The sequence below is a fragment of the Collinsella sp. TF11-5AC genome (assembly GCF_003436775.1).
Classification (GTDB): domain Bacteria; phylum Actinomycetota; class Coriobacteriia; order Coriobacteriales; family Coriobacteriaceae; genus Collinsella.
This window is the reverse complement of record NZ_QSQO01000008.1, coordinates 86,503-96,513: the sequence shown is the minus strand read 5'-3', so window position 1 is coordinate 96,513 and position 10,011 is coordinate 86,503. Positions and strand designations below refer to the sequence as shown.

The 10,011-nt window shown below is 59.9% G+C and carries 9 protein-coding genes; 1 reads left to right on the top strand and 8 read right to left on the bottom strand.

Annotated features, from left to right (window positions below):
• Positions 1 to 123: 123 nt before the first annotated feature.
• The 3 genes from DXD16_RS05450 to DXD16_RS05440 all read right to left on the bottom strand — a co-directional run bounded on the left by DXD16_RS05450 (position 124) and on the right by DXD16_RS05440 (position 3,010).
• On the bottom strand, positions 124 to 1,524 hold the full coding sequence (locus DXD16_RS05450; RefSeq protein ID WP_117655382.1) for a phosphoglucomutase/phosphomannomutase family protein: 1,401 nt from the start codon (positions 1,522 to 1,524) through the stop codon (positions 124 to 126).
• A 159-nt stretch (positions 1,525 to 1,683) separates the two neighbouring features.
• Complete coding sequence (locus DXD16_RS05445; RefSeq protein ID WP_055252635.1) at positions 1,684 to 2,577, bottom strand: homocysteine S-methyltransferase family protein; 894 nt, start codon at positions 2,575 to 2,577, stop codon at positions 1,684 to 1,686.
• A gap of 10 nt (positions 2,578 to 2,587) precedes the next feature.
• Complete coding sequence (locus DXD16_RS05440; protein ID WP_089573098.1) at positions 2,588 to 3,010, bottom strand: metal-dependent transcriptional regulator; 423 nt, start codon at positions 3,008 to 3,010, stop codon at positions 2,588 to 2,590.
• 120 nt (positions 3,011 to 3,130) lie between these two features.
• Here DXD16_RS05440 and pepT point away from each other — a divergent pair, with 120 nt between their 5' ends.
• Entirely contained in the window at positions 3,131 to 4,378 is a 1,248-nt protein-coding gene (gene pepT, locus DXD16_RS05435; protein WP_117655381.1) for a peptidase T, read from the top strand.
• 251 nt (positions 4,379 to 4,629) lie between these two features.
• On the opposite strand, the gene DXD16_RS05430 is transcribed toward pepT, so the two are convergent.
• The 5 genes from DXD16_RS05430 to atpG form a co-directional block, all read right to left on the bottom strand.
• Positions 4,630 to 5,865: an LCP family protein gene (locus DXD16_RS05430; protein ID WP_117655380.1), complete on the bottom strand. Its 1,236-nt coding sequence runs from the start codon at positions 5,863 to 5,865 to the stop codon at positions 4,630 to 4,632.
• Positions 5,866 to 5,877: 12 nt separating this feature from the next.
• Positions 5,878 to 7,161, bottom strand: coding sequence for a UDP-N-acetylglucosamine 1-carboxyvinyltransferase (murA, locus tag DXD16_RS05425; protein WP_117655379.1), 1,284 nt, complete (start codon positions 7,159 to 7,161; stop codon positions 5,878 to 5,880).
• Positions 7,162 to 7,249: 88 nt separating this feature from the next.
• A complete protein-coding gene (gene atpC / locus DXD16_RS05420; RefSeq protein ID WP_006235718.1) occupies positions 7,250 to 7,642 on the bottom strand; it encodes an ATP synthase F1 subunit epsilon in 393 nt (130 codons plus the stop codon).
• Between the two features lie 3 nt (positions 7,643 to 7,645).
• Complete coding sequence (gene atpD, locus DXD16_RS05415) at positions 7,646 to 9,100, bottom strand: F0F1 ATP synthase subunit beta (protein WP_006235717.1); 1,455 nt, start codon at positions 9,098 to 9,100, stop codon at positions 7,646 to 7,648.
• Positions 9,100 to 10,008, bottom strand: a complete 909-nt coding sequence (atpG, locus tag DXD16_RS05410) for an ATP synthase F1 subunit gamma (RefSeq protein WP_006235716.1) — start codon at positions 10,006 to 10,008, stop codon at positions 9,100 to 9,102. Before atpG ends, atpD begins: the two co-directional genes overlap by 1 nt.
• Between the last annotated feature and the right edge of the window lie 3 nt (positions 10,009 to 10,011).

Here is a 10,011-nt window from a genome sequence, read left to right as displayed (position 1 = left end):
GAGGGGCGCCGGGGGCGGGAATCTGGGCGTACACATTTCCTGCACATTTTGGGATCCGGCTAACGTTTGCCAGCCGTTACCTACCGCTCGCCGAGCATCTCTTTATATAAGGCAGCCTCATGGTTAAAGCGGATACGTCCCCCTAGCTAAAGCACAGCCAGCATCGAGCAACTCATCACGTTCTTCCACCGAGAACCCCTCGGCGTAGACGCGCACCACTGGTTCGGTCCCGCTAGGACGGACCAGCAACCACGTGTCATCCTCGAATGCCAAACGCAAGCCATCCATATGACTAACGTTTTGCGGCACCTTGCCACAAATCGACTTGGGGTTTACGCCCGGCAGCAGGGTTCGCAACGTTTCGGCATCTTCGGCCTCAAGGCGCAAATCGCGTCGACCGTAACTCGTCTTACCAAAACTGTCCTCGAGTTGGTCGACCAGAACGCCCAAAGGCGCGTCCGTCTTTGCCATAAGCTCGCACAGAATCAGACAGGCGAGGATTCCATCGCGCTCGGGCATATGCGCGGCGATGCCGATACCACCGGCTTCTTCGCCGCCCATGAGGACGCCGCCCTTCTTCATCTCCGCCGCTATATATTTGAAACCGACTGGTTTGACGGTCACGCGGCAGCCAAGCGCCTCGGCAATGCGACGCACGAGCGTCGAGCATGAAAGATTGACAACGACGCGCCCCTCCAAATTACGAAATTGAACCAAGTCGCCCAAAACGAGCGCCATGATCTGATGCGGATGTATATATCTGCCGCGCTCGTCAACCGCGCCGATACGGTCGGCGTCGCCGTCGGTCACCAGGCCAGCGCAAGCTCCGTCCTCGATAACCGTGCGCTCGCAAGCGTCCACCCACGGCTCAACGGGGTCGGGGCAGATATCTTCTTGGTCAGGTGCCTGCCCGGCATGAATCTCGTGCACCTCAACGCCAAGCTCGCGCAGCAAGTCGGCTAGATAGCCCTGGGCTGCGCCGCCCATGGGATCAACAACCACGCGCAGGTGCGCGGCACGGATGGCTTCGGCATCAACAAACGATGCCACCGCCTGCATATAGTCAGGAATGATATCCGCGGTGCGATATTGCCCCTCGATCCCCATTGGCTCGGGAGCCATGGTCTCTTCGAGCTCTTCGATGACATCCTGGTTGGCGGTCGAGCCGTCACCCATGCGAATCTTGAGACACAGATAACCCTGCGGATGATGGGACCCCGTCACCATGAGCGCGCCGCACGCCTCACCGTCATAAGCCGCCGCCCACGTAAGAGCAGGGGTCGGAACAGGTCGCGAAGCGAGCACGGCGTCTAGCCCGTGCGCTGCTAGCACACCCGCCGCAAGCTCAGCGAACTCGCGCGCCAGGGGCCGAGTGTCGAACCCTATATATACTGTTTTGCCCGGATTGGTCTTTTGCCACAACTCGCCGACGGCATCGGCGATACGGGCAACGTTATCGGCAGTGAAGTCCTCATCGACGCGAGCGCGCCAACCGTCAGTTCCAAAATGAATTATCGCGCACACGCGCAGACACCTCACAGTGTTTGGATCATGGTACGCATGAGGTATACCCGCGATACACACTCGGCAACCTGCCGGCACCAGCATTCACCATTTGGGCAAATGCTGCCGAGGACATGCAAGCAATAAAAAAAACCGCCCCGTATGGAGCGGTTTTGCCCTTTATATATCGAGCGCCTCGGCCATCGCTGCCGTAGTGATTGCCGTGGTTCCACAGCAACTGCCCACCATTGCGGCACCGGCATGTCTCCATTCGATGCATGCGCGCGCGAAAGCTTCAGGGTTCTCGTGCCATACGGGGCCATCCTGAGTCTGGACCGGATCGCCCACGTTGGGACGCACCGTGACGGGAGTAGTCGCCGATGCAACCATCCTGGGCACCGCCGCGTTCGCGGCCGCAAGCGAACAGCAATTAACACCAACCGAGTTTGCGCCGTGTTTTTCGGCGTACAAAACGGCTGCCTCGATGTTGAGGCCATCGCCCAACAGGTCGCCTTTGTCATCAACGACAAAACTCACCAGGACAGGCATGCCGTCAGCGGCATCTCGAGCGCCGGCAAGCATGGGCTGCAAATTACGGATAGACGTCACCGTCTCGATCAGCAGACCATCAACACCAGCATTGAGTAAGGCGTGCGCCTGTTCGCGCGCAATGCCTCGGATCTCACGAAACTCGGCAGAGTCCTCGGCAAACCACTCAATACCGATCGGACCCATCGAGCCCAGCAGCAGCTGAGGGTGCGCCTGGCGGGCATCGTCGACGGCCCCGCGATTGACCTCCGCCACGGACGGCGCAATCTGGTCGTGCTTGAGGGCATAGCTTGATGCCTGAAAGGTATTGGTAATGAGTACCTGCGCGCCGGCGGCGACATACAAGCGATGGATACGAGAAACGGTCTGCGGCTCTGCCAGATTCCAAAACGCCGGTGGAATATCGGCGGCATCGTACTCACTCAACAGAACACTGCCCATGGGGCCCTGCGCCAACAAGGTCTCGCTCGACAAGCGGCGCGTAAGTTCCTCGGCACCAAAGCGGTTGTAATAACTCGTATCCATACATATCCCGCTATTCCTCGACGCTGATTCCCTGTTTTTCGAGATAGGCGAGCCAGCGGTTCATCGTGTCCTCGGATAGCGCATGCTCCATCATGCAGGCCTCGGAATCGGCTCGCTCAAATTCGACACCGAGCTCCTGAACCAAAAACGTGCGGACGAGGCGATGACGGTACCAGATAGCCGTGCCAACCTCGCGGCCGCGATCGGTCAGGACTACCTTGCCGTAGTGCGATTGCTCGACAAGCTCGGATGCCTTGAGCGCCGAAACCGCTTTATTGACCGATGCCTTGGAGACGCCAAGGCGCTGCGCGATGTCGACCGATCGCACGCCGTTGGTTTCCCCCTCTTCGCTTTCAATGCGAACCATGCACTCCAAGTAGTCTTCGTTCGCCACCGTCAGATGTAGTTCGCGCGAGCTATTTGTCGTATCCATGATCTTCCGTCCCTTCTGCATTCAATGGCTGATTCTACCCCATCCAAGCGTCGCGGTATGCCGTGGCATACCGTGCTAGAGTTCTTGTTGCACACGACGACCAAGATTGGAGCGGTCTTTATGGAAAACACCACCACGAACCCCGATGTCCTCGAGCGCTTTTTGCGCTACGTCCAGATCAACACGCAGTCCGAGGATGCAAACTGCGACCAGGTACCTTCGAGCACCGTTCAGTTTGACCTTGCCAACGTGCTGGCTGAAGAGCTGCGCGAGCTTGGTGCGGAAGATGCCCACGTGACCGAGCACGCCTATGTCTGCGCGCATATCCCCGCAAGTGCGGGCGCTGAGGACAAGCCCGCCCTGGGCCTGATCGCCCATCTCGACACCACCGAAGTTGCACCGGGCGCCGGCGTGAAGCCGCACATCGTACACTACGAAGGCGGCGACCTGGTCTGCGGCACGGTTGACGGTAAGCCCGTTGCCATGAGTACCGCCAAGCTTCCCGCCCTGAATGACCTCGCGGGTGAGGACCTGGTCTGCAGCGATGGCACCACGCTGCTGGGCGCGGACGACAAGGCAGGCGTCGCCGAGATCATGTCACTTGTCGCGCGTATCGCTCAGGACCCTTCTCTGCCCCATCCCGCACTCGGCATTTGCTTCTGCCCTGACGAGGAGATCGGCCACGGAGCCGAGCTGCTGGATATCGATACCTTTGGCTGCAAGTACGCCTACACGGTCGACGGCGGCCCCATCGGCGAGCTGGAGTGGGAGTGCTTTAACGCCGCCGAGGCGACTGTCTGCTTTGAGGGCCAGTCCATCCACCCGGGCGACGCTAAGGGCCGTATGGTCAACGCAGGCAATCTGTTCTGCGACTTCAACGCGTTGCTCCCCTACGTGCAGCGTCCGGAGTATACGGAAGGCTACGAGGGCTTTTATCACCTTGAGGGTGTATCTGCGACCGTCGATCACGCCACAGCGCGCTATATCGTCCGCGACCATGACGCCGCCAAGTTCCAGCAGAAACTCGACCTTATTGATGCCGCCGCCTCGATGCTCAACCAGCGCTTGGGTGACAAGCGCGTGACAGTCGAGATTAAGCAGCAGTATCGAAATATGGCCGAGATCGTTTGTGACTTTCCCGAGCTTATTGATGTTGCCAAGGAAGCCTACCTTGCCTGCGGCGTTGAGCCCCAAGTGCTGCCGATTCGCGGCGGCACCGACGGCGCGCAGCTGTCGTTCCGCGGTCTGCCCTGCCCCAACCTTTCCACCGGCGGCTATTGCTACCACGGCGTCAACGAATTCGTCCCGGTCAGTTCGCTCGTCAAGATGACCGACGTGCTCCAGGAGCTCGTCGCCCGCTTTGCATAAGCCTGGCTGCACAAGTCCAAAAGACGAATCGCCCCGTCCTCTACAGAGAACGGGGCGGTTTTTGATACAAGGGGAGTAGTCAACATCGCAGGTTGAGCCAACGTCAGCGAGCGACGTCCAAGGCGAACAAGTTGGCATGAAAAAGGCAGGGCATTGACCTTCTGGTCATGCCCTGCCTTTTGAATGACAAATTGTCGCCTTGGGCGGCGCGCAGCGTCGAGTCGTTACGGCGTTTGGTAAAACGCCGTAACTTAGTAGTTGGCCTCGTAACCGTTGCCGTCGCCGGTGGGCTGTTCGTAGTAGTCCGAATCGCTCGAATCGCTTGAGCCATCGGAATCGTCAGAGCTGACCGATGAGGTTGCGGTGCCGTTTGCGTAGTCGTCAGACGTGTTGTTGCTGAGATCGCCGATCGTAGAGCTGGAGCCGTCGGAAAGACCCATGGTGTTGGGACCCTTGGGATCCTTGCCGGCATCGACGCGCTCCATCATTTCCTTGAGCTCGTCCTCGTAGACAAAGACGTAGCTCACACCGTCAATCATGGTGCTGTCGTCGGCGTACGAAGGCAGGTTGGCCGAGTAGATACCGTCGACATCCATACCGCGCATGGCGTTGACCGTAGAGACGATATCCTGAACGCTCATATCGGTCACGAGCATATCGGACAGCGAATTAACCAGGCCAAAGATCTTCGTGGCATCGAAGTTATTGAGAATCTGGTTGGCAAGGGCGCCAAGCACCTGACGCTGGTGGCGCATGCGCGTGTAATCGCCGTCGGCATAGGTGTAGCGGCAGCGGGCATAGGTAAGGGCGGTGGCACCGTCCATATGCTGCTGGCCAGCGGTAATCTTAATATCCAGGTGCTCGGGGTCGTCAACATCATCGGTTGCGTTAATGTCGATACCGCCAACCGAATCAATCAGCGCCTGCATGCCGTCGAAGCTGACCTCGGCATAGTGGGAAATCTGAACACCGCACAGCTCGTTGACCGCCTCGACCATGGCCTCGGCGCCGCCAACGGTATGGCAGGCGTTGATCTTCATGGTCTCGCCCTTGTACTCGACCTTGGTGTCGCGCGGAACGGAAATGAGCGTCGCCTGCTTTTGCGTGGGGTCGATGCGTGCCAGGATAATCGAGTCGGCACGATACGTATCCTCGCCCGGACGGCCGTCGGTGCCAAGAAGCAGCACGTAGAACGGATCCTTTGCCTCATCGGTGTCAACCAGAACCCGACGCAGATTGTCAGTAATGACATTAGAATCGCCGAGCTTGCCCATAATGGTGGCAAACCACAGGCCGGCAGCGGTAGTGGCACTCAGCAGCACGCCAAGCACGACAATGAGCGCGACGTGACGAATCGTGTGGCTACGGCGACGTTGACGAGCGCGCTCGGAATAGCGAGCCACGTTATCGCGACTGTAGATCTTGGCCTGCGCACCAGTTGAGGGTCTTCGGGTGGTGGTATCCGCGAGGGGCTTTTTATTAAACATAGGCAACCTGTATTAGTAGATGACGGGATCGGGGACGGCAGCATGCTCGACATGCGCGCCGAGCGCCTGCAGCTTTTCGACAAACTGCTCGTAGCCGCGCTTGATGTGATGGATAGCCGAAACCTCGGTCGTCCCGTCGGCGATCAAGCCCGCTACGACGAGGGCCGCTCCGCCACGCAGATCGGGCGAGGTAACCTGTGCACCCGAGAAGCCCTTGACGCCATGAATCATGGCATGATGGCTCTCGATACGAATGTCGGCACCCATGCGCACCAGCTCAGAGGCAAACATAAAGCGATTCTCGAAGATGTTTTCGGTAATAACGGAACTGCCGTCGGCGAGGGCGGAGAGCACCATAATTTGTGCCTGCATGTCGGTCGGGAAGCCGGGGAACGGAAGCGTCTGGATGTCGGCCGGCTTGATGCGCTTGGCACGGTTCACATGGACGCCATCCTCGACGCGCTCGCAGTCGATACCCATGAGCTCCATCTTCTTGAGCACCATACCCAAGTGAATGGGACAAAAGCCCGTGACATCGACACCGCGATCGTCTGCCATCAACGCACCGGCGACGATAAAGGTACCGGCCTCGATGCGGTCGCCCACTACGCGATGGGTAACAGGATGCAGCTCTTCCACGCCCTCGATGGTCACGACAGGCGTACCGGCGCCAACAATCTTGGCACCCATTTCGTTGAGCATGTTGGCGAGATCGACGATCTCGGGCTCGCGGGCGGCATTGTCGATAACCGTGGTGCCCTGCGCGCGCACGGATGCCATAATGAGGTTCTCGGTCGCACCGACACTGGCAAACTCGAGCGTGACGGTGGTACCGCGCAGGCCCTGAGGCGCGCTGGCGTTGATGTAGCCGTGGGCGGTATCAAACTCGACGCCCAGGGCCTCGAGACCCAGAATATGCATGTCGATCTTGCGGGCACCTAGGTTGCAGCCGCCCGGCATGGCGATCTTGGCGCGATGGAAGCGACCCAGCAGGGGCCCCATGACGGCGGTGGAAGCACGCATCTTAGCGACGAGCTCATAGGGAGCCTCCCAGGAATCGACCTGAGAGGTATCGATCTCGAGCGTGTGCTCGTCGAGAACATCGATCGTAGCGCCCATGCCCTTGAGCACCTTGCCCATCACGTGGACATCGGAAATATCGGGCACGTTCTGCAGCGTCGTCTTGCCCGGCGCCAGAAGCGTTGCCGCCATGAGTTTGAGCGCGGAGTTCTTAGCACCCGAGACGGGCACGGAGCCTCCGATGGCGTGGCCACCCTCAACGCGGATAATATCCAAGGTCTACCCTTTCAAAAAGCATGCCCGGGGTGGCCAAGCCATCCCGGGCATGATGTGTTCGCAAATGGTCGAACGCTAAATCGTTTGACTATTGGGCAAGCTTGAGCTTACACCATGCGATTTCATTATAGAGGTAGGCGCGGCGTGCATCATCCTCCGACAAATTACCCAGCTTCTCTTCAAAACCTTGAATATCAGCTTTAAGCTTGTCGGCATCGACGGTCGCCAAATCGCAAGCGCGCTCGGCGAGAACGGTCACGACATCGTCCGCAACCTGGGCATAGCCGCCGGCCACGGCAAACGTGTGGTCGACAGTGCCCATGGCCTTATCGGAAACGCGAACGTAACCGCGGTCGATCGTGCAGATCTCGCTGGAGTGAGCAGGCAGAACGCCAAACTCGCCATCCGTGGACGGAATCGACACAAACGCAGCGTCGCCCTCATAGGCGCAGCTCACGGGGCACACGATGCGGATACGCATAACCTACTTCTCCCCCATCTTGCGGGCGCGCTCGCGCACGTCCTCAATCGTGGAAGCATAGCGGAAAGCCTGCTCGGGCAGGTCATCGGCCTTGCCGTCGACAATCTCGGCGAAAGAGCGGACGGTATCCTCGACGCGGACGTAGACACCGGGGTTGCCGGTGAACTTCTCGGCGACGTGGAAGGACTGGGAAAGGAACTGCTGGATCTTACGGGCACGGTTGACCGTAAGGCGCTGCTCCTCGGACAGCTCGTCCATACCCAGAATGGCGATGATGTCCTGAAGGTCGGAGTACTCCTGCAGGAGCTCCTGGACCTTGACGGCGACACGGTAGTGCTCCTCGCCGACGATCGAGGGATCGAGAGCGTCGGAGGAAGACGCGAGCGGGTCGATAGCCGGGAACAGACCAAGCGACGAAATGCTACGCGAAAGAACCGTAGTGGCGTCCAGGTGCGTAAACGTCGTGGCAGGCGCCGGGTCGGTCAGGTCGTCTGCAGGGACGTAGACAGCCTGGACGGAGGTAATGGAACCCGTCTTGGTCGAGGTAATGCGCTCCTGGAGGTCACCCATCTCGGTAGCCAGCGTAGGCTGGTAACCGACGGCGGACGGCATACGACCCAGCAGAGCGGAAACCTCGGAACCGGCCTGGGAGAAGCGGAAGATGTTGTCGATGAACAGCAGAACGTCCTGGCCGCGATCGCGGAAGTACTCAGCGGTGGTAAGGCCAGCCAGACCGATGCGCAGACGCGCTCCAGGCGGCTCGTTCATCTGACCATAGACCAAGCAGGTCTTGTCGATAACGCCAGACTCGCTCATCTCGAGGAACAGGTCGGTGCCCTCGCGGGTACGCTCGCCGACGCCGGTGAACACCGAGGTGCCGCCGTGCTCCTGGGCGAGGTTGTTGATGAGCTCCTGAATCAGAACGGTCTTGCCAACGCCGGCGCCGCCGAACAGGCCGGTCTTGCCGCCACGGATGTAGGGCTCGAGCAGGTCGACGGCCTTGATGCCGGTCTCGAAGATCTCGGTCTTGGTGGTGAGCTCGTCAAAGCGGGGCGCTGCATGGTGGATGGGGTAGAACTCCTCCACCTCGGGCATGGGCTTGCCGTCGACGGGCTTGCCCATGACGTTCCAAATGCGACCGAGCGTCTTGGGACCAACGGGCATCTTCATGGGCTCACCGGTATCGGTAGCGATGAGGCCGCGCTGCAGGCCGTCGGTCGAGGACATGGCGACCGTGCGGACGACGCCGCCCGGAAGCTGGCTCTCGACCTCGAGGATCGTGCTCAGATGACCGATCGGGGTCTCGGCCTCGACCGTGAGCGCGTTGTAGATCGGGGGCACCGCGCCGTCAAACTTGACGTCGACGACAGGGCCGATGATACGCACGATGCGACCATCACCGGCAGTCGTCTTCTTGGTGGCTTCCTCGACCGCAAGCTTTACGGTGTTATTAGCCATTACTGTTCCTCCAATGCTGAGGCTCCGCCGACGATCTCGTTAATCTCGGTCGTGATCGAAGCCTGGCGCACGCGACTATACGTGCGGGTAAGGGTCGAGATGATCGCGGTGGCGTTTTCCGTCGCGGAGTGCATGGCCTTGCGGCGTGCACCCTGCTCGGCAGCCGCCGAATCGATCAGGGCCTGGTAGATGACCGTCAGGATATAAGACGGCACAAGCTTGCCGAGAACATGCTCGGGAGAGGGCACGAACTCGAACGTGGACGAGATGCGCTTAGGGGCGTCGGTCTCGTTCTTACGCGGACCGTGGGCCATAGCGATCATCTCGGGGTCGAGCGGCAACAGATGCTCGACGCGAAGCTCCTGATCCACGCGGTTCTTGGCGTGGTGGTAGACAAGCTCGACACGGTCAAGCTCACCGGCACGATACGCATCGCAGATATGAGAGGAGATCATGCGGGCCTGATTGAAATCGGGCTCAGAGGAGTTGCCCTCAAAGTGCATGACAACGTTTGCGCGGTCACGGAAATACGTGGCCGGCTTACGCCCGCACGCGATGATCTCGCACTCGATGCCGTCGTTCGCCCAAGAAGCGGCGAGCTTTTCGGCCGTGCGCTCCACCGTCGTATTGAAACCGCCGGCAAGGCCGCGGTCCGAGGCAATAACGACAATCAGGCCATGCTTGACGCTCTCATGCTTCTGCAGCATGGGATCGGTGCCCGAACAGGAGGCGTCGCCGGCGACCGTCAACATGACGTCGGTCAGCGCCTCCTTATAGGGCTCGGCCTGCTTGGAGCGATCGAGGGCACGACGGATCTTGGCCGTAGAGACCATCTCCATCGTGCGCGTGATCTGCTTGGTCGTGGTAACCGAGGAGATTCGCTTCTTAATGTCGCGAAGGTTGGCCATGGG